The following is a 20,158-nucleotide window of genomic DNA, read 5'->3' on the forward strand; positions in this document are numbered from 1 at the left end:
GGATGCTGGTGGTTCTTATGCGATGAATGTTATATAGGAAGGGGTGTCTCTATTGAAGGCAATGTTAAAAGTGTTAATCTTATCTTTCATTGGCGGTTATATTTTTAGCTTGCTGCACATCCCTATTCCCTGGATGCTTGGCCCAATTGTTGTCGTCATGTTAGCTCAATTTGTTTATAAAGGACCGCTTAGATGGTCCAGCCAAATGCGTGATTTAGGTGTCGTCATGGTCGGGACCGCGATTGGTGTACAATTCAACACCGATTTATTCGGCATGATGAGCTCCATTTTACTTTACATGATAACCCTAAACGTCATTTTGATCGGCGGTTCAATCGGCATCGCCTACTTAACGAGCAAATGGACAAAAATCCCGGTGAAAGCTGCCATATTAGGCGCCATCCCAGGCGGTTTAGGACAAATTGTCGTCTTTGCCGAGGAAGAAAAAGTTAAAGATATCGGCGTTATTTCTTACTTTCAAGTAATTCGACTTTTACTGGTCGTTGTTTTCGTACCATTTATCGTCGCTGGCCAAGTAATGAGCAAGCCACCAACTGACGCTAAGCTAACAATCAGTTTAGTACTACTAATTGCACTTGCTTGGGGTTGCTCTCATTTAATGAAACGCATCCATTTGCCGGTCGCATTTTTCATTACACCCATTCTTTTATTCATTACATTGCAACTCACAACACCACTGGCAATGCCTCAAATACCTGGCATAATCATGGATATCGCTCAGTTACTAATCGGTGCCCATATCGGACTCATGCTCAAGCCGCATATGATCAAACTGCCGGTACGTGTACTTATAGGGGGTATTTTCAGTGCCTTTGCACTGATCGCGCTAACATTTGGATCAAGCTTTTTCATGTCCTTTGCATTGGATACAACCTTCGCTACAAGTTTCCTAAGCACCGCCCCAGGGGGCTTAGATCAAATGGTGTTATTAGCGAATGCAGTACATGCAGATGTCTCGCTTGTTTCAATGTTCCAAACGTTCAGGCTCCTGTTCATTTTTATTTTAATTATGCCTTTGATGAAAATGTATTATCGTTGGCAAGGAAAAAAGAAATTGCCTAGCATCAAAAGAGCCATGTAGTAAAGAACCGATCATGTATATACCTATGGATAAGACGCTCCGATGATTGAAATTCATTCAGTGGGGCGTTTTTCGAATCTGATGAATGGTGAAACCAATTACCATATAATAGTAGAAACACATTCAAAAAAACCATGTATCTACATGGAAGTCTGTGGGCTAGATTGCTACAAATGCGATGAGGTTACGGATATTAGAGATTCAAATAGATAGAATACCATTTCTTGAACGAACCGGGAAAAATAAAAGGCATGAGCCCGGTACAATACCGAACTCACGCCCAAGGAACTGCATATCAGTTCCTTCCTCGACAATAATAGACTATATGCAGTTGGTCATGTTCTTCTTAACTGCTTACATATAACTAACTTCTAGTATTCAGCCACTCTACTTCTCCGCCTGGATAATCGCTGAGACAATATATTCTTCTACCTTATGTTCCGGTGCCCATTCCTTGATGAATTCTTTGGATTCATCTTTAGGGATAATGGAGATGTTCTTAAACCCAGCTTGTTTCATCGTCTCTGACAATTCTTCAATTGAAGATGCCCCGGCGATGCATCCGGAGTAGAGGTTCATATCCGTTTGCAATGCTTCAGGCAGATTCGCAGTCAACACGATATCGGAAATCGCTAATCTCCCGCCCTTTTTCAGAACACGATACGCTTCCTGAAAGACTCTTCCTTTATCCGGGGATAGGTTGATGACGCAATTCGACATGATCACATCAACGAATTGATCGGCAACAGGTAGATGTTCGATTTCCCCTAAACGAAATTCGACATTTACGAATTGATTTCTTTCGGCATTGCTCCGAGCTTTGCTAATCATTTCCGGTGTCATGTCAACGCCTATGACTTTTCCTTTTTCCCCCACTTTAGGAGAAGCCAAGAAAGCATCGAACCCTCCCCCGCTCCCAAGGTCAAGGACGGTCTCCCCCTCTTTTAAGTCCGCGATCGCCTGAGGGTTTCCACAGCCTAATCCCATGTTTGCGCCATTCGGGATATTTTGAAGCTCTTCTTTGGTATATCCCATCTTTTTAGAAATCTCTTCGACGGAAATATTTTGGTTTTCTTCGGGTGTACAGCAGCTTGGCGCACAACAGCTGTCAGAGTTCACGACTTTAAGGGCGATTTTTTTATAATTACTTCGTACGCTTTCGCGGATTTCATCTTTTTTCATTTCACTCATTCTCTCCATATCCTTCCCATTCATATTTAGCAGCAAGAGTTTTCATTATATCCTGTAAGCACTATGCCCATTTCACCATTTTCCTCTTCTACATCTATGGTTACATCTGATAACTGTTCCTTCATCTCAGATTGAATGGCAATGTTCACCCCATTCACTTCTACCACCATATCATTTGTTTCTGCTTCTTGTAAGGCAACGCCAAGGTTCATTCCGCAACACCCTGCAATTCCATAAAATCGTAGAGTGGATACGTCATTTGCCTTCATCGCTTCTTGTAAATACTCTTTTGCTTGATTGGTCATTTTCATGTTCTATTCCTCCAATAGGTTTCGCATGTCATTTTTACATGTCCAGAATTTGATGCAATTGCTTGATTCCCTTTGGCTCTTCCCGGCTCCAAGGGAGGATGACAGTTTGGTTGCCGGATAGCTCTTTCACTTTCTCGATCCATTTCTTCTCTCCCTTTGCTTTCCTGGTAAGCATCGGTTCCATTGTATCCGTGACGAAAAAACTTTGGTTGATGAGCCACCAATGGATGGATATATTCGCCCGTTTCAAATCTTCTGCCAATCGTTTTGCTTCCAAAACAGGTGTCATCTCAGGAAGTGTCGTAATGATGATGCTCGTATAGGACCCGTCTCTTAATTTTGGCAACAAATCGCGTACCGGCTCTGGTATATCACCAGAAGAACGGGAAATTTCTTTATGATAAGCTTCAGATGCATCCAATAATAGAAGGGTATGACCTGTTGGTGCCGTATCAATTACGACCATGCTATCTTTGGACTGCGCCACAACATTGGCGAGTGCCCGGAAAACGGCGATTTCCTCGGTACAAGGAGATTCCAGGTCTTCTTTTATAAAGGCCAAGCCTTCTTCATCCATCGTTTCACTTGCTTTGGAAAGCACTTCATCTTTATACTCTTCCACGACTTTCTTCGGATCGATGCTGCTTATCGTTAGATTGTCATATAAGGTGTTAGCATCAAAAGTCCAAGCAATATGAGCGGCTGGATCCGTGGTCGTTAAGTGGACCTTTTTCCCTTTTTCGGCGAGTCCCAAGGCGACAAGTGACGCTACTGTCGTTTTTCCTACCCCGCCTTTTCCCATCGTAAGGATGACCCGATGGGAGTTTGATTCATAATAATCTACCAAATCTTTAATAGAGTGATGAGGGATCGTTTCTATTTCATCTAATAAGTTTTCAGACTCCCCATATGTTTGAGTGAACCATTTCTCCATGTGATTGATTCCTGTGATGGCAAATGAAACAAGAGGCAAATAAAAAGTCGGATGTTTTTTCAATGGATACGGAATGTCTTCCAATGCCCGCTGTTGTCGGTCATGCAAGGCATTTGCGTAACGATCACCTCGATCCGTCTGTTCGAAGACACCGTTCACGATCAAGAGTTGATTGGCAATCCCGATTTCCTTCAACTCATCCGACGCACGTGCCGCTTCCCTCAATGGCCCCTCTTCAGGTCGGCTCACAAGGACTAGTGTAGTCTGCCCTTTGTCCGCCAACACCTTGACGGCCTTCTGATACATCTGCTTCTGACTTTCCAATCCCGCTAACGGACCCAGGCAAGATGCCCCGTTTGTATTTACATCTAAAAAACCGGACCATGCAGTTGGTAGTTGCAATAACCTCAGCGTATGACCAGTTGGTGCGGTATCAAATACAATCCGGTCATATTCCTCCGTAATTGTTGAATCCGTCAAAAGGGTCGAGAATTGGTTGAATGCCGCAATTTCTACGGTGCAAGCCCCTGACATTTGCTCTTCCATCGTTGCAAGCACCGCATCTGGTAACTTTCCTCTATACGGGGCCACCATCCGTTCCTTGTATTCGGTTGCCGCTTGGACAGGGTCCAAGTTCAGGGCATACAGGTTCGATGTGCCCTTGATCAATTGGGGATGATTGGTTAACGGTTGCCCGAATACATCTTGTAAGTTCGAAGCGGGATCTGTACTGATCAACAGAACTTTTTTTCCTTGCTTCGATAAAGAAAGGGAAAGCGAACTTGCCACGGATGTTTTCCCCACTCCACCTTTGCCTGTGAAAAATATAAATCGCGTTTGTGGGAAGAATTCATCAGTGAATAACTTCATGTCAGCTCTCCCCATCTTTTTGCGTCTTCAGTGACAATCGCACTTTCGGCTTTTGGATCAGTTCCTCAACAGAGAACCCCGTCCACCTTCCCAACTCCTCATTACTTGGATAGCTCCCTGTTCGTACCACGTTTCCATCAACGAAAACAATCGGTAAGACATCCGGACCCTTTTCGTTCAATAACGTACTCACTTGTTCATGTTGCATGAACTGTTCGGTATCATTGGTTAAATTATATCGTTCGATCGGATAATCCTTTTTCTTCAGATTACTTGTCACAAAAGACATCCTTAATAGCTCAGGGTCGATTGAAGGACCGCATACACCTGTAGGGCAACACATGGCAGGGTCAAAAATCTGTATTTCTTTCATTGAAGTCACTCCTTTTTATATAAATAAGCAGATGCCTATATTACGGATAAATCAATAGCCAAGTAATTTGCCTTGGCTATTTGCAGGCTCATTCTCCCATTTCAGCGAATTCTTCGATCCGTTCGCCAATTTCATCACGCACGCGTTGGAAGAAGGACCACTTTTCCTCATCGGTTCCTTCCGCTTTGGCTGGATCATCAAAACCCCAGTGGACTCGCTTTACTTGTGGAGGCGTGATTGGGCAATGCTCGTCTGCATGCCCACACAATGTAACCACTAAATCTGCATGATTCAAGGTTTCCCTATCAATCACATCCGATGTATGATTGGAAATATCAATGTTTACTTCCCTCATCGCCTTAACAGCATTGGGATTCAATCCGTGAGCTTCCAGGCCTGCACTTTTCACAGTCCAATCCAGTAAGAACTTTTTCGCCCAGCCTTCTGCCATTTGGCTCCGGCATGAATTGCCTGTGCATAAGAAGTAGATGGTTTTTCTATGTGTCATGAAGGTTTCCTCCTGTATTGAAAACAAACAGTTATAATTTAATGGTCCGGAAATATTTCTTTTCCCAACGTAGAGCGACATGGACGAGAGCAATCAGTACCGGCACTTCCACGAGTGGTCCAATGACCGCCGCAAACGCCGCGCCGCTATTGATTCCGAATACAGAAACGGCCACCGCAATCGCCAGTTCAAAGTTATTGCTTGCTGCCGTAAAGGAAAGGGAAGCCGTAACCGGATAGGATGCTCCTGCCTTTCTTGATGCAAAAAACGATACGGCAAACATGATTAAGAAGTAGATGAAAAGCGGTATCGCAATCCGCACTGCATCAAGCGGCAAGGCAATGATGGTGTCCCCTTTTAAAGAGAACATCATGACGATCGTAAACAATAAAGCAAACAATGTTAATGGGGAGATCTTGGGTAAGAACTTATTCTCATACCACTCCTTCCCCTTAACTTTCAACCCAATGAATCGGGTCAACATCCCTGCTACGAAGGGGATGCCAAGATATATCATGACGCTTTTCGTGATTTCCCACATCGATATCACGACAGATAGGTTCTCCATGCCGAATACGCCAGGTAACACATTCAAGAAAAAGTAGGCGAATACGGAATAGAATAGGATTTGGAATATCGAGTTGAACGCCACGAGTCCCGCGACATACTCCCTATCTCCCCGAGCCAGATCATTCCAGACAATGACCATAGCAATGCAACGGGCCAAGCCAATCATGATCAATCCGGCCATATACTCCGGATAATCGCGTAAAAAGAGAATCGCAAGGAAAAACATCAAGACCGGCCCTAACAGCCAGTTTTGAAACAAGGAGAGCAGAAGCACTTTCCAATCCTTGAACACGCGCCACATTTCTTCGTACTTCACTTTTGCAAGCGGTGGATACATCATGACGATTAACCCAATTGCGATTGGTATAGAAGTAGTTCCTACCGAAAAGGTATCTAATACACTTTTGAAATCGGGTACCCATACTGCAATCATGACTCCGACGAACATCGCCACAAATATCCATAGAGTAAGATAGCGATCCAAGAAGGATAATCGCTTTGTTACACTTTTATTTTCCATCCTTTTCTCCCCTAACATGATGAAGAATTAGCATTCCGTTGAACAACATGGAGCCTGGACAGGTTCTAAAGAATCGATGATGGCTTGAATATAAGGCTGTTGAACATCATTTAATCGGAAATGTTTCCATGTTCCCTTTTTTCTTTCTAAAATGATTCCTGCGTCTTTTAATTTTTTCACTTGTTGACTGACTGCTGGCTGGGAAATCTGCAGGATATTCACAAAATCACATACACAAACTTCACCTTGTTTCAGACATGCCAGCAACTTTAACCGGTTCGGGTCACTCACGGCTTTTAACAGACGAGACATCTCCTCGATTTGGTTCATCTAGTGTCCTCCCACTATACATAATTAAATGCTTATATAATATAATGCTTATGTTATCACGATAGGTTTGACCGTTGCAAGGGTTTTGGCTTGGAGAGATTTTATCAGAGTACTTCTCGAATTGCCTTCATGAAAAAAAACTGCCGATCTCCCGGCAGCCTCCATTCCTTATAAATACTTGCGGTGAATCCCTTTTCCGTCGTAGGAAAACATGACTTCTTTCCCCTCCATGACCGATTCCATGTGCACAGGACGTCCCCAGAGCTGGTGGATATAGGGCATGACTTTTTCGAGATATTTCAGGTCGAGTTCAATATCTTCGTACCAGTGTTTCAAATACAGCTCGCCATTTCGCATATAGTCGCCGTCATTGACCGTGATATACGGGAATCCGCCGTTCACCCGCATGCTGACGAGCTGATCGCGCACCTGTTCCCATGCCTTATCAACGATTTTGTAGTCTTTGCCTTGCTTTTGGAATAAATACATATCCTCACGCATGACAAGATCTTTGGTCAAATAGTTACGGAGGAAGGAAATATCCGATTCTATTTCCCTGACTTCGAACATTTTTTCCCGGCCCGTTCCTGGCTTGATGCCGAGCTTGAGCATTTCCTCTGTCGGGTTATCATAGCGTTCTTCGATATCTTCAAACACCTTCAGCCCTAGATAATAAGGATTGATGCTCGTTCGTGATGGCTGCACGACTCCGGCATTCAGTTTTGCAAATTCAATCGATTCGCCAGAGGTCAAATCCAGTTCACGCATGATCCTTTGATGCCAGTACGATGCCCAGCCTTCGTTCATGATTTTCGTTTCGAGCTGCGGCCAGAAATAGAGCATTTCCTCTCGGATCATGGTCATGATATCTCTTTGCCAATCGGTTAAATCCCTGCTGTATTGTTCAATGAATAGCATGATATCTTTTTCAGGACGTGGCGGGAACTTCTTACGCCTTTTAGCGGTCGGATGCTTCTTCACATCTCTGTCTTCGAGATTCCATAAATCATCATACTCCGTCGCTGCCGGCTTGATTTCCTCCTCCTCTTCCTCATCCTCCATCGTCCAGGCAAGCTTCGGCCTCATCAGTGATGGGTCGATATGTTCCTCGATGGCAAGAAGGGCATCAAGGAATGTTTCCACTTCCCGCTTGCCATGCAACACTTCGTATTCCCGGATTCTTTCAGCCGTGGCCGACATGCTTTCTACCATATCCCTCTTGGTGTTCCGGAAACGGACATTATTCTTGAAGAAATCACAATGCGCCAAAACATGCGCCACGATCAATTTGTTTTGCACAAGTGAATTCGAATCCAGCAAGAACGCATAACATGGGTCAGAGTTAATGACCAATTCATAGATTTTGCTTAATCCGAAATCATATTGCAGCTTCATTTTATGAAATTGTTTCCCGAAGCTCCAATGTGAAAAACGGGTCGGCATTCCATACGCACCAAATGTATAAATGATTTCCGATGGACAAATTTCATAACGCATCGGGTAAAAATCCAATCCGAATCCAGTGGCTATTTCTGTGATTTCACTGATGGCATATTCCAGAGCCTTCTGCTCCGATCCATTCATCTTATATCCCCCTAGTCTTTTGTCTTTAGTCTAATGTATGAAAAAAGGGCGGAAAAATGCTTTGTTCCTTCTTAAAGGGCAATCGTACATAGAAAAAAGACATCCTCCAAAAGGGAAGATGTCAGGAATCAGTAGAACAGGCACTCTTTCTTACTATTACTTGGCTACTTCTGCATGTAATGCCCGTTTTTTCGTTTTTGAGCGAACCCACGAAATGATAAGAGCTGCAATGATGACAAAACCTAAATATCCTGTAAGAGGATATACCGTACCAACCAATTTAATGAAGCCAACAAAGCTGGCAAGGAAAGCTAACATCCCTACGACGATGACCGAGATTTTAAAATTCTTTGTTTCGGAAGGTACAAGTCTAGCAGTAAATGCGTACAGCATACCAACTGACGTATTATAAATCATGCCTAACAGCACTACGGACAGAATATTTCCCAACCAAGGCGAGATTTCATTTGCTAAATAAAGAGTGGGCATGCTTACTCCCTCAATCGATTTAAGGTCGGACATCATCCCCATATTGATTAGAAGTAATAAAACCCCTAAACCTATCCCGCCTAAAATGCCTCCCATTCCTGCTTCTTTCTTGCTTTTCATTGTGCCTCCCATTACGGCCAGCATCGCGATTCCAGCCGTCATATTATAAGAAACATATAGCAATGAACCCATTAGCCAATTTCCCGTTGCGGCCGTTTCTTTACTGGATGAGGCAATGATTTCACTGAAGCTAAGATTTGATGTAAAGAATGAATAACCCGCAATGACAATCATGATGATGAATAAGAATGGCGTTACGGCACTAATGATCGACATGATTTTATCGACTTTAAGCAAAAGCGTTCCAATGGTGAGGATCGTCATGATCGCGGCACCCACGATACTTGGGATGCCAAATTGTTCTTCGAAAATAGATCCGGAACCTGCAATCATGATCACCGTTACGCCAAATAAGAAAAAGGTAATGATCACATCGACAACCCTGCCTAGATGACGGCCACAAAGGTGATCGATTATGCTTTTATGAGAGCGTGTTTGAAGCGAGCTCCCTAACTCCGTAACTTGCATTCCAAGGAAAGCGAATAATACAGTCGCTACGACAATTCCCAATACACTATAGATTCCAAAGCTCGTGAAAAATTGCAATACTTCTTGTCCTGAAGCAAAACCTGCCCCTATGATGATTCCAATATATGCGCCTGCTAGATTGATACTGTTCTTCATGGAAATCCACCCCAATTTAAAGATAATTCTGACAATTTAGTGCATGGGTAGCTTTTGGCTACCTCACGTTTAAAGCTCCGCCAATCTTCAGTAAGAAAATACCAAAGCTTGGCGGACTCAACCTGCTCAATTTTTGTATCGTTTACTATAGGAGGTAAATTCATCGACAATGGTCGTATCTACTTCGTATCCAATACCTGCCGTCTTTGGCACGGTGATGACCCCATCTTCCACCGTCACTTCCGGCTTAATGATGTCTTTATGCCAATAATTCGCAGAAGCGGCCGTATCGCCAGGCAATGTAAAATTATCAAGTGTGGTCAATGCGATATTATGTGCACGACCGACCCCAGATTCCAACATGCCACCGCACCATACTGGCACGTTTCGCTCTTTACATAAATCATGAATTTTCTTAGCTTCCGTTAAGCCACCCACTCTACCAATCTTGATATTGATGATTTTACAGCTTCCCAAATCCAGCGCCTTTCTGGCATCTTCGACGGAATGTATGCTTTCATCCAAGCAAATCGGTGTTGTGATGCTCGCTTGCAATGTCGCATGATCGACAATATCATCCGATGACAAAGGCTGCTCGATCATCATTAAATCGAATTGATCCAGCTGTTTCAATAATTCGATATCCTTCAAACGGTAAGCCGAGTTTGCATCCGCCATGATCGGTACATCCGGATAACGATTACGTACTTCCCTGATAACATCGACGTCCCAGCCCGGCTGAATCTTTATCTTGATTCGTTTATAACCATCTTTCAGTCCATTCTCGATTTTTTTCAATAAATCTGGAACGGTTTTTTGGATACCGATACTGATGCCGACATCGATTTTATCCAGCTCTCCACCTAGTGCCGTGCTCAGTGGAATGTTCTTTTCTTTCGCGTACAGATCCCAAATAGCTCCTTCGATTGCCGATTTCGCCATATTATTTTTCCTAATATGAGCGAACAGTTCCGCTACTTCACCTGGGTGCTCTATTTCTTTATCAAGCACGAGCGGAATCAGGAAATCCTCCAGCATCGTCCAGTTCGTTTTGATGGTTTCTTCGTTATACCATGGCGCGGCAAAAGCTACAGATTCAGCCCATCCTGATAATCCCGCTTCATTTTTCACCTCTACTAAAATAAACTCTTTATCCACGAATGTACCAAAGCTAGTTGTGAATGGAGCAATCAAATCCATATTCAGATGACGTAAACGCACTTCTTTTATTTTCATGTTTAATTCCCCCACTTATTTCTGTTTTTGTAAGATGTAATGTTGTATGTTGTCCTCTTTGATCCGTTCAATTCCCACTACAGCATATCCCTGGGCAAAGAGGTTTTTGAATATCTCTCTTGTTTTCGAACGCCAATCAATCGCCAACGAAAGATTTTCCTTCTTCATTTTTTGTATCTCCGTTGGTATCGGAATGGCAATGACGTCTGCTTGTGTATCCAGCCTATATTCCGTGATGACTGGAAAACCTTGTTCATCCTTTTCTATCGTCACTAATTGTGACGCTTCACTAGGGAGATTCCCATCCGACTGCAAATCTTGATTGATCGTCCATTCCACCATGAAGCGGTCCGTCGACAGCCCTTCATTAAGTGAGCCTTCAAGCTTTCCGTAGCAATCTTCCATATAGGTACGGCAAACTGCTTTAAGTTTTCCGATATTTAAATTCGCATTCACGCTTTCCAATGGATCGTATGTCCAGCAAATCAAGTCGTAGCCCTTTTTCAGTGCTTCTTCTTTTTGTGCCAATTTAAGCAATCTTCCGTACCCCTTCTTTTGATGTTCCGGGTGGATCGCCAACAAGTGTGAGCAAAGAAAGACCTTTCCATCCTTAAAACCAGGGAAGCTGTATTGAAAGCCCACTAACTGCTCATCGAGGTAACCGCCTATGACAAGCCCCCCGTTTTTAACTGCCGTCAGCGTCTGGTGGGTTGGTATGGAATCCATCCCCCATACAAGCGTCTCTAATTGTTGCACCTCTTGTAACTCTTCTAATGTCGATAATGATTTGATGTGTAATTCATGAGTCATGGCGATCCCCTTCTCCATATTTATCGAAAGTAAGAAGGATGGCTTTCGTTACAATTTCGATCCCCGAAAGCAGCGCTTCTTTATTAAAGGTCATAAGTGGATGATGCAGGCCTGGCGTTAAGCCACAACCCAATCCAAGCATCGTCGCTTTAATGGTCGGTTTCTTCAACGTATAAAAATGAAAATCCTCTCCACCAGTCGTAATGACGGGAGGCACCAAATTTTCTTTACCGAGTGTATCTGTTATGGCTTCTGCCATGATGGCTTGGGCTTGTTCGTCAACATGTGCAGCGGCTACATATGCACTTGGTTCAAGGGTAATTTCAACGCCATTGGCAATGGCCAGAGCTTGTGCGATTTTCTTCACCTTCATGGTCAATTCCTTCATGACATCATTATCCTGGGCGCGCAAGTCCAGCGAAAAAGTAGCCTTCCCTGGAATGATATTCGAACTTTCCCCGCCTGCAGAAAACTGCGTCATTTTCACGGAATAAGGGATGGAAGGATTAAGATGGATGCTGTTCAACAATGTGATGAAAGAGGCCCCGATCTCGATTGCATTTTGACCTTGATGGGGCCTTGCACCATGTGCATCCGTTCCTAGGATTTCGCCCTTTATGAACTGTGCTGAACCATGAACGATGGCTGGTGCCGCCTGGCCATCGCTCACTTCCTCCGCAGGCCTTACATGCACGCCATACAGAAAATCTATATCATCGACGACTTTTTCCTCAATCATCTTCAAGGCACCCGTTCCTTTTTCTTCTGCAGGCTGAAAAAGGAATTTGAGTTTCCCTTTTGGTTGAAAGTTCATTTCCTTCAATACAAGGAAAACGCCAAGAGCCAGAGTCATATGCCCATCGTGGCCACATGAATGGTTGGCCTGGAATGTGTCATTCACTTCTTGCCATAATGCATCGATATCCGATCGTAGGCCCACCGTGAACCGGCCTTCCCCCATCTCACCAATCACGCCGGTACAGTCGGAAAATCTTGTCACGGTACATTGGTTTTCCGTTAAAATGTCCGCAATGAAGTCTGTTGTCTTCACTTCATTCCAACTCGTTTCTGGATGAGCGTGCAGATGGTCAAATATCTCGATGATCCGTGGTCTTAACTTTACAAGCGATTGTGTTATATCCATTTCCAACTCCCCTTCAGAAGAAAAAATCATCCTGTTTAAATGTGTCGTATTTAGACTTTCTATCTTTGAATCCTTGTTCGTCTTTTATTGAGACACCCGCTACTAAACTATTCAATAAGGAAAATAAAACAGGTGCTGTATCGATGGTCGAAGTCTTCGGCGTTGATACCGGTAATAAGACATCCGCGAAATCTGCAAGAGGGGCAAGTTCGGAGTCGGTAATCCCGATCACAAAGGCCCCAGCCTGTTTAGCCATCTCCGTAATTTTCACCGTTTCTTTCACATAACGGTGAAAGGATATCGCTATGAAAACGGAACGTTCCGTCATTTTATCCAATTGTAAAAAGATATCGTCTGTATCCGGCCGGTATAAATGAACATCCTCCTTCACAAGCCTTAGTGTGAACGTCAGCCAATGTGCGGCCGAAAAGGATAAACGATGTCCGGAAATTAAAATACTATCGGCTGACGTAATTTTGTCCACCGCTTTTGTAAAATCCTCATTTGATAGATTATGTATGGTCTTTTTGATGCTCTCGATATCTTGTTCCATCACTTGTGCCATGAAGTTTGGCTCGTTTGCGACTTCGAGTTTAGAAGTATGGTATTCATTCAAGCTACTGCTCTCGAAAATCAGCTGATTGCGAATCAGTTTTTGAAGTTCAGCAAAACCACTTAGCCCTAGCGAATAACAAAAGCGAATGATCGTGGTCTCACTCACGCCAATTTCTTTCCCTAACACTTGAGCTGGACTGACGGCAAATGTATGGGCATGAGTCAACAAGTATTTGGCCACTTTTTTTTGCCCAGTCGTTAATGCCGGGAATATCTCTTTTGCTTTTTGCTGAACATCCATAAAATCCTTCCCTTCAGTAACAAAAATGAATCGTATACTTTTTTTAAATAGATTTGAAGTTCTAACTTCACTGATAATAGAGAACATTCTAACACCCACCTTTCCATAAATCAATAATATTCTGAATATTTTAATAAAATAATCAAAATGAATTCGAAAAAACCCACGAAGAGTATCTCCGTGGGTTACATCTATCTTTTATTTTTTGTGGCGCTTTGCGTAGCCACATCGTTTACAGAGTTCTTCAACGGCGCATCTTCTCGAGAAGCCATCATACATATTCTTCGCCCGTTCGCCATCCAGGATTTCTTCTAGGGATGAATCGAATATATTCCCAAGTGGTATCTTTCCTTCACTATCCAAGCAACAAGGAACCACCGTACCATCCACCAAGATTCCTAGTTGATCTCTCAATGCATAGCAGAAAATATTTTCATCAATGATATCGCGGTCAAGTTCCGGCCACTCGAATTTTTCCGCCATATTGATATAAACCCGATCCTTCAGTTTGATATTATTCTTTTCCTGAAGGGCTTCACTTAAACGAATGTCTAGTGAAAGCTTCTCTTCCAACATCGAAAGAATATCATCATTCAACCCATTACTCGCTTTAAGTTCATCTGAATCCATATTCCATAGTCGTATGGCACAGATCACTTCACTCGTTGCATTTGCCTCATTAATGAAATCCGTTATATTACTTACGTAACTTTCCAGGCTATTGCTCGTATCGTTCGCTTCAAAACTATGAAGGGAAATATTCACCTGACGAAGCGCTTTTTTAGACAGAAGCTTATCCTTCACCTTTTGGATCAGTGTGCCGTTTGTCGTAATATTCACTTTCAAATCATTCTCGGCGCTAATATCCAGGAACGTGCCCAAATCTTTATTCAAAAATGGTTCACCCATTAGATGGAAATATATATGGTCCGTATGTGGTTTTATCTTTTCAATCACGTGCGTAAAACCTTCTGGATTCATAAATTTCAATGTCCTTTGCAAGCTAGAACTCGGACAAAAATTACACTTCAGATTACATATGTTCGTTATTTCGACATATACTTTTTTAAACTTTCTCATTATAATTCCCCTAAAATCTTGCTGTATTTAATCTGTTATTAACTATACTTGTTCCTTCCTTATAAATGCAATGGAAAAATGGATTTCCGAACAAAATGAAGGGAACTTCCACATTTAGAAGTTCCCTTCTTTCTTCCATTAAGTCCCTTTAGAGGACCAGGATTTACGTCCATTCCTTCCTATGCTCAGAAATGAATGTCATTTCGTTTCGGTAATGTTCAAGATGACCTTGCTCCACCATCTTTTGAAAGGCAAGATCACCTTCACTCGCTCTTCTTGTGATTGTCTTACATAATCCTTCTAATCGTAACAGGATCATCTCGATATAATTCTCCGCAATTCCTTCACCGTAAGCATCAAAAAATGATCTAACCCTGTTTTTTATGCGGGATGCATCGTGAACTGAATGATAATGGACCGTCTCACCCGTCTCAGTAAGATACAATCTGCTTAATGGAACACAAGTGTAAAGCGTATACGCGATGTCCCAAAGTCGTGGACCAGGTCCAGCCACGTCAAAATCAATAATGCCAATCGGTCGTTCATTTTGAAAAATGATGTTGTACATGGCAAAGTCATTATGGCATAACACCTCTGCTTGCTGTGGGGTATTATCGATTGCTTGCCAATGATCATCCAATGCAAAGTCGCTTACAGCATCATGATAAAGACGGAGCATCTTCGCGATTTCCCGTAAGACATCTTCTGACCACATGTATGTTTGTAGAGGATAATTCCCCGCTTCTCCTTCAATGAAAGATAGAATTTCTCTGCCCTTATCATCGATACCAAGGAATTTAGGGGCATATTCGTAACCTTTTCCCTCCAGGTGCTTTAATAACGCATGAATCCTTTGGCTATTTGGCTTCATTTCCCGTCTGACGGTATCACCTGAACGATATACTTTCGAGACGTTCCCACCTGTTAACTCTTCCTCATTGGAAAGATCGGGCATAGATACACCTCCACTGATCATGCAACTATTCACAGGAAAACCATGTTAATTCTAGTGTATCATAGGTCAGAACCAAAACAATCTAGATATGGATGCATATGCAACTACGGACATAGAAAAAAGCACCTTCGATAAAAAGAAGGTGCTGATTCCTTTGCATTCATTTTCTTTTCTGTTCCATGACCTTCAAGCTCAAAAGCTTTTTATTCTCCAGATCATGCTGGACGGTAACGATGACGTTGAATTCCTTGCCATTTTCCACCACTACGAATACAAAGTCGTCTTCCACTTGTTTATTGCCCAAATTTTTACGGCCTTTATATTGATAGTCGGTCACATCGTCTCCAGGATAATCTGCCTGAACGACAGTGATGGCAATCTTCCCGTATTTCTCATAATCCGGGGTTGCAGCAAGTGGTGCACTTGGAGCCATTTGCGTTAGTATCATGAGCCCCATGACCAGCATCAGAAGTTTTTTCATCCCTTTACCTCCCACCATTTCTCACTTATTAGTCTTATTATGTATAACATCTCAATAGTTATTCAATCGATTCGCTTCTTGAACAAGCATCATCCCCACTTGACGGTTCCGGTCCCATTCTTCGGGAAATACGGACAAGGGTGGATTCGTTTCCTCCACTAAATAACTAAGTTCAATGGTCAGCGCCGGCCGTTCGAATTCGGTAATGAACCAATCCGTAAATCCACTGCCTATTGCTTCCTTTTCCGGGATGGTCAGTTCATAACCGGTTAGCTCTGCCGTTTTCTTCGCTATGCCATAATCCCTTGCCATGTTCTTAGGTTTATTGTGATAGTGCCAAAATATTTCCCGTCCAGACGTATGGTAGGAAACAGCAATAAGGGGGCCGAGCTTCTTCGTGAAGGACACAAGTGCTTTTGCCTCCGATGCCATCAGTGGACGTTTTCCTTTATAAAACTGATACGTGGGTTGTTTCGCTTCATTGATTATGTCATCCCAACCACTTGGATATTGCCTGTTTAAATCGATACCATTCGCATTGGCTTTCCACCGGGACCACTCTGTGCTATAGTCGTTCATTTTCCAGACCGCCACTCGCTCCCATACATTTAAGTGAGAGAAATCACCCTGCTGGATCCTGACCCCGTCAGGATTTAACATCGGGATGAACCAGATGCTGACCTCATCCAATAAATCCGAGGGGATTTCACCGATTGGCTTACCCGTTTGATAGGCGGAGGCATAATCTTGTAGCATCTTCATCAGAATCATCGTACTAAGCCATTCCCGTCCATGATGGGCACCGACCATTAAAATCGACTTCTGCCCCCTACCAAGTTTAACGGCCTTTATCGGTTTTCCTTTTTCAGTTTCACCGATTGTTACCGTTTTTAGTTGATACTTTTTTTCCATTTCCAGAAGATCTTTTTCCATTGTTTCAGGTGAATATAGCTGTTCAGAGAATGCGTATGAAGGATAAAGCAGAAAACAGATCCACCAAAGCAAAATGATTTTTTTCATGAACTCACCTTTGATTATTATTCAGGTAAAAAACAACAAACGCGGTTTTTCTATATCACCACTTATTGTAAGGAGAGCTTCTGCCCATTCTGTACAAAATACAAATAGCTCCTTAGTAAGGAGGAGAATGATATGAGGATAGCGGATTATGATCAGGCGTTGTTTCACACACACCGATCGGATTGGGACAGCCTTTTAGTTTTGATGGTACGAACGAAAGATCACATTCTTTCGAAGAAAATTGAGCATTTTTTACACGCATATCGGTTTGAGCATGATTACCAAATCGTTCAATCTCAGCTGTATGCCCTATTTCGTTATCTCGATCATGCTGCTGAACAGACGAGTGAATATGAATATGTAACGGAAGTTCAACAATAGTTTGTACAAAATGGGAAATATTATGCAAGTTGCTTATCAGGGATTAAACTATGGCTGGTGAAACCCTAATGGAAACAAGGAAGGGGTCAGGTATTTTCATACCTGACCCCTTTTTCCATTATTTCTTTATTGTCGCATATGCACTTGCATACATTTTCAATTCATCCATCAAAGCGTCGACAAGCAATGCGGATTCTTCATTCAATCCGTCATTTTCGTAATCGAAGCAGTGCGGATCAAGTACTAGTTGTTTTGGAATCACGTTCGCATAAAGGCTGCGGCCTACCGTTCTCACGGAATTCAACGCGTTGATTCCACCTTTACCTCCGCCTGAAACGGCAAGAAGCGCGACTGGTTTATGTGTGAATTGATCGCTGCTTAGGAAATCCAACGCATTTTTCAAAGCACCACTCATAGAACCGTGATATTCCGGCGTCGTTAAAATGACACCATCCGCTTCTTCGATGCTTGTGCGAAGATCTTGAATCACTTTCAATTGGTATTGCTCGCCTTCCCCGGTATATAAAGGGATGTCACTATTGCTTAAATCGATTAATTCTGCTCCGTATTGTTTAGATATGAAGCGTGAAGCAATCCCTGTACGTCCTTGTTTACGTGGTGAACCATTAATGATGACTAATTTCATGGATATTCCCCTCCTTGGTAAGTTTGAAATGATAGGTCTGAAATATATTTCATCAAAATATCCCATTATCCTCAATCAGTATACCAAAGTCCATGCGTAATTTCCTTGAATTTGAGACATTCCATTTCTATCCTATTTCGGAACAAAGAGCGAAGAACTTGCCTTCGCTCTCCCTTTATTTATTACACCAAAGCTTCTATTTCACTCATGAAATCGTTAATGACGGCGGAAAGCTTATCTTCCGATTCCTGCAGGGAACTTCCTTGGACCCCGAAATAGAATTTAATTTTCGGTTCGGTACCTGAAGGACGGAGGCATACCCACGTTCCATCATCGAGGAAATATTTTAAAACGTTGGATGTCGGAAGTTCAATCACTTCCTCAACAGTCGTTCTCAAATCGTACTTTTTACCGTTCTGATAATCTTCGGCGATGACTACGGGGATACCCCCGATTTGAATAGGTGGGTTTTGCCTGAATCGATCCAATATTCCTTGGATCTGTTTTGCCCCTTCCATTCCTTTTAGAGTTAATGAACGTAGCCCTTCCAAATAGAATCCGTATTTTTCAAAGACATTCATCAAGCCTTGGTAAAGGGTCAAGCCCTGCTTTTTGTAATAAGCACATACTTCAACAGCAAGAACCGCTGCTTGGATGGCATCTTTATCACGGGCGAAATCCTTGATTAGATAGCCATAACTTTCTTCATACCCGAACACGAAGCTATGTGCCCCGGTTTTCTGATACTCATTTATTTTCTCGGCAATGAACTTGAATCCGGTCAGAACATCCACCGTCTCCAACCCGTAGGACTTTGCAATCGTCCTCCCGATTTCCGAAGTCACAATTGTTTTCAAGACCACTCCATTCTGAGGAATCGTCCCTTTTTCCTTTTGCTGACTCAATAAGTAATCCAAGAACAAGGCTCCCGTTTGATTACCAGTTAAAACGACATATTGATTCGCTTCGTTTTTCACGGCAATCCCTAACCGGTCGGCATCAGGGTCCGTTGCAATCAATAGATCGGCTTCCACCTGATTGCCAAGTTCGATGGCCATTTCAAATGCGGCTGGCTCCTCAGGATTAGGAGATTTCACCGTCGAAAAGTCCGGATCGGGCAATTCCTGTTCCTTGACGACATGGACATTGTGATACCCCAGGTCCTTAAGTGCGCGCCTAACCGATTTATTGGCTGTTCCATGAAGAGGGGTGAAGACAAGTGACACATCTATTTCTTCGGCTAATTGCGGATTCTCAGGAACCGTCAAAAGCTGTTGATTATAAGCGATATCCAACTCTTCCCCAATGATTTCGATAAGCCCCTTCTCTTTTAACGCTTCCACTTCTTTAATTTGTATATCAAGTTCACTTTCAATGGCATTCACGTACTGAATGACCTGGTCAGCGGCTTTTGGAGGCAACTGTGCACCATCCGGCCCGTAAACTTTGTATCCGTTATATTCAGGAGGGTTATGGCTTGCTGTAATCACGATTCCCGCAAAGGCATTCAGCTCCCGGACGGCAAACGATAATTCAGGCGTTGGTCGCAGCTCATCGAATAAGTAGGCTTTCACACCGAAAGTCGCCAATGTTTTAGCCGCTTCCAGTGCGAATTCCGGTGACTTGTGCCTCGAATCATAGGCGATGACCGTCCCTCTACTTTTTGCCTCTTCCCCAAATGATGAAATATATTGTGCCAGTCCCACCGTTGCCTTTCGAACCGTATACAGGTTCATCCGGTTCGTTCCAGCTCCAATTTCCCCACGCATGCCACCTGTCCCAAATTCCAAGTTCTTATAAAAGGCATCTTCGAGTTTTGCTTCATCCCGTTGCATTTCCTCGAGCAGGACACGTAATTCCCCATTTAAATTCTGGTAACCTGCCCAAGCGGTGTAGAAAGATTTCCATTCCATCTCCAACATCTCCTCTCAACGCCCATATTTTGAATTTTATGTATTAACCCTATTATAAAATTAACATATTTTTCCCCATAAATGAAGTAAAGGCTCGTGATGAAAAAGCA

General features: G+C 43.0%; 21 protein-coding genes. 2 read left to right on the forward strand and 19 right to left on the reverse strand.

The features are described from left to right. Window positions 1–61: 61 nt before the first annotated feature. Window positions 62–1,102, forward strand: a complete 1,041-nt coding sequence (locus ACIQXU_RS15485) for an AbrB family transcriptional regulator (protein ID WP_402990777.1) — start codon at window positions 62–64, stop codon at window positions 1,100–1,102. A gap of 387 nt (window positions 1,103–1,489) precedes the next feature. Here ACIQXU_RS15485 and ACIQXU_RS15490 read toward each other — a convergent pair whose 3' ends face one another. From ACIQXU_RS15490 to ACIQXU_RS15570, 17 genes are all read right to left on the reverse strand, one after another. Then, window positions 1,490–2,293 (reverse strand): arsenite methyltransferase, encoded by an 804-nt coding sequence (locus ACIQXU_RS15490; protein ID WP_402990619.1) that lies wholly within the window; start codon window positions 2,291–2,293, stop codon window positions 1,490–1,492. A gap of 26 nt (window positions 2,294–2,319) precedes the next feature. Beyond that, entirely contained in the window at window positions 2,320–2,604 is a 285-nt protein-coding gene (locus ACIQXU_RS15495) for an iron-sulfur cluster biosynthesis family protein (RefSeq protein WP_402867554.1), read from the reverse strand. Between the two features lie 34 nt (window positions 2,605–2,638). Continuing rightward, window positions 2,639–4,408: an arsenical pump-driving ATPase gene (gene arsA, locus ACIQXU_RS15500; RefSeq protein WP_402990621.1), complete on the reverse strand. Its 1,770-nt coding sequence runs from the start codon at window positions 4,406–4,408 to the stop codon at window positions 2,639–2,641. 1 nt (window position 4,409) lies between these two features. After that, on the reverse strand, window positions 4,410–4,781 hold the full coding sequence (arsD, locus tag ACIQXU_RS15505; RefSeq protein WP_402955379.1) for an arsenite efflux transporter metallochaperone ArsD: 372 nt from the start codon (window positions 4,779–4,781) through the stop codon (window positions 4,410–4,412). Between the two features lie 88 nt (window positions 4,782–4,869). Further along, window positions 4,870–5,289, reverse strand: a complete 420-nt coding sequence (arsC, locus tag ACIQXU_RS15510) for an arsenate reductase (thioredoxin) (protein WP_402990623.1) — start codon at window positions 5,287–5,289, stop codon at window positions 4,870–4,872. 31 nt (window positions 5,290–5,320) lie between these two features. Then, the gene (gene arsB, locus ACIQXU_RS15515; RefSeq protein ID WP_402990626.1) at window positions 5,321–6,379 is read right to left on the reverse strand and encodes an ACR3 family arsenite efflux transporter; all 1,059 of its coding nucleotides are present in this window, start codon (window positions 6,377–6,379) and stop codon (window positions 5,321–5,323) included. 27 nt (window positions 6,380–6,406) lie between these two features. Continuing rightward, window positions 6,407–6,709, reverse strand: coding sequence for an ArsR/SmtB family transcription factor (locus ACIQXU_RS15520; protein ID WP_402867549.1), 303 nt, complete (start codon window positions 6,707–6,709; stop codon window positions 6,407–6,409). A gap of 168 nt (window positions 6,710–6,877) precedes the next feature. Beyond that, the gene (locus tag ACIQXU_RS15525; protein WP_402990629.1) at window positions 6,878–8,293 is read right to left on the reverse strand and encodes a SpoVR family protein; all 1,416 of its coding nucleotides are present in this window, start codon (window positions 8,291–8,293) and stop codon (window positions 6,878–6,880) included. A 156-nt stretch (window positions 8,294–8,449) separates the two neighbouring features. Next, window positions 8,450–9,526 carry a YkvI family membrane protein gene (locus ACIQXU_RS15530; protein WP_402990631.1) on the reverse strand — a complete coding sequence of 359 codons (1,077 nt, stop codon included), beginning with the start codon at window positions 9,524–9,526 and terminating at the stop codon, window positions 8,450–8,452. Between the two features lie 126 nt (window positions 9,527–9,652). Continuing rightward, the gene (menC, locus tag ACIQXU_RS15535) at window positions 9,653–10,762 is read right to left on the reverse strand and encodes an o-succinylbenzoate synthase (RefSeq protein ID WP_402990634.1); all 1,110 of its coding nucleotides are present in this window, start codon (window positions 10,760–10,762) and stop codon (window positions 9,653–9,655) included. Between the two features lie 15 nt (window positions 10,763–10,777). Continuing rightward, a complete protein-coding gene (locus ACIQXU_RS15540) occupies window positions 10,778–11,572 on the reverse strand; it encodes a GNAT family N-acetyltransferase (protein ID WP_402990637.1) in 795 nt (264 codons plus the stop codon). Continuing rightward, window positions 11,562–12,716, reverse strand: a complete 1,155-nt coding sequence (locus tag ACIQXU_RS15545) for a M20 peptidase aminoacylase family protein (protein WP_402990640.1) — start codon at window positions 12,714–12,716, stop codon at window positions 11,562–11,564. Before ACIQXU_RS15545 ends, ACIQXU_RS15540 begins: the two co-directional genes overlap by 11 nt. 13 nt (window positions 12,717–12,729) lie before the next feature. Further along, on the reverse strand, window positions 12,730–13,572 hold the full coding sequence (locus tag ACIQXU_RS15550; protein ID WP_402990643.1) for a MurR/RpiR family transcriptional regulator: 843 nt from the start codon (window positions 13,570–13,572) through the stop codon (window positions 12,730–12,732). A gap of 198 nt (window positions 13,573–13,770) precedes the next feature. Beyond that, window positions 13,771–14,652 (reverse strand): radical SAM/SPASM domain-containing protein, encoded by an 882-nt coding sequence (locus ACIQXU_RS15555; RefSeq protein WP_402867542.1) that lies wholly within the window; start codon window positions 14,650–14,652, stop codon window positions 13,771–13,773. A 163-nt stretch (window positions 14,653–14,815) separates the two neighbouring features. Continuing rightward, a complete protein-coding gene (locus ACIQXU_RS15560; RefSeq protein ID WP_402990646.1) occupies window positions 14,816–15,607 on the reverse strand; it encodes a phosphotransferase in 792 nt (263 codons plus the stop codon). A 160-nt stretch (window positions 15,608–15,767) separates the two neighbouring features. Then, window positions 15,768–16,088, reverse strand: a complete 321-nt coding sequence (locus ACIQXU_RS15565; RefSeq protein WP_402990649.1) for a DUF3889 domain-containing protein — start codon at window positions 16,086–16,088, stop codon at window positions 15,768–15,770. A gap of 51 nt (window positions 16,089–16,139) precedes the next feature. Continuing rightward, on the reverse strand, window positions 16,140–17,108 hold the full coding sequence (locus ACIQXU_RS15570) for a M14 family zinc carboxypeptidase (protein WP_402990651.1): 969 nt from the start codon (window positions 17,106–17,108) through the stop codon (window positions 16,140–16,142). Window positions 17,109–17,240: 132 nt separating this feature from the next. Here ACIQXU_RS15570 and ACIQXU_RS15575 point away from each other — a divergent pair, with 132 nt between their 5' ends. After that, a complete protein-coding gene (locus tag ACIQXU_RS15575; protein ID WP_402867538.1) occupies window positions 17,241–17,489 on the forward strand; it encodes a YhdB family protein in 249 nt (82 codons plus the stop codon). Between the two features lie 118 nt (window positions 17,490–17,607). On the opposite strand, the gene ACIQXU_RS15580 is transcribed toward ACIQXU_RS15575, so the two are convergent. Further along, window positions 17,608–18,135, reverse strand: coding sequence for an NADPH-dependent FMN reductase (locus ACIQXU_RS15580; RefSeq protein WP_402990656.1), 528 nt, complete (start codon window positions 18,133–18,135; stop codon window positions 17,608–17,610). A 182-nt stretch (window positions 18,136–18,317) separates the two neighbouring features. Beyond that, window positions 18,318–20,048, reverse strand: coding sequence for a phospho-sugar mutase (locus tag ACIQXU_RS15585; RefSeq protein ID WP_402990659.1), 1,731 nt, complete (start codon window positions 20,046–20,048; stop codon window positions 18,318–18,320). Window positions 20,049–20,158 lie beyond the last annotated feature (110 nt).

Origin of the sequence: Peribacillus sp. NPDC097284 (assembly GCF_044761765.1) — a bacterium.
Lineage (GTDB): Bacteria > Bacillota > Bacilli > Bacillales > DSM-1321 > Peribacillus.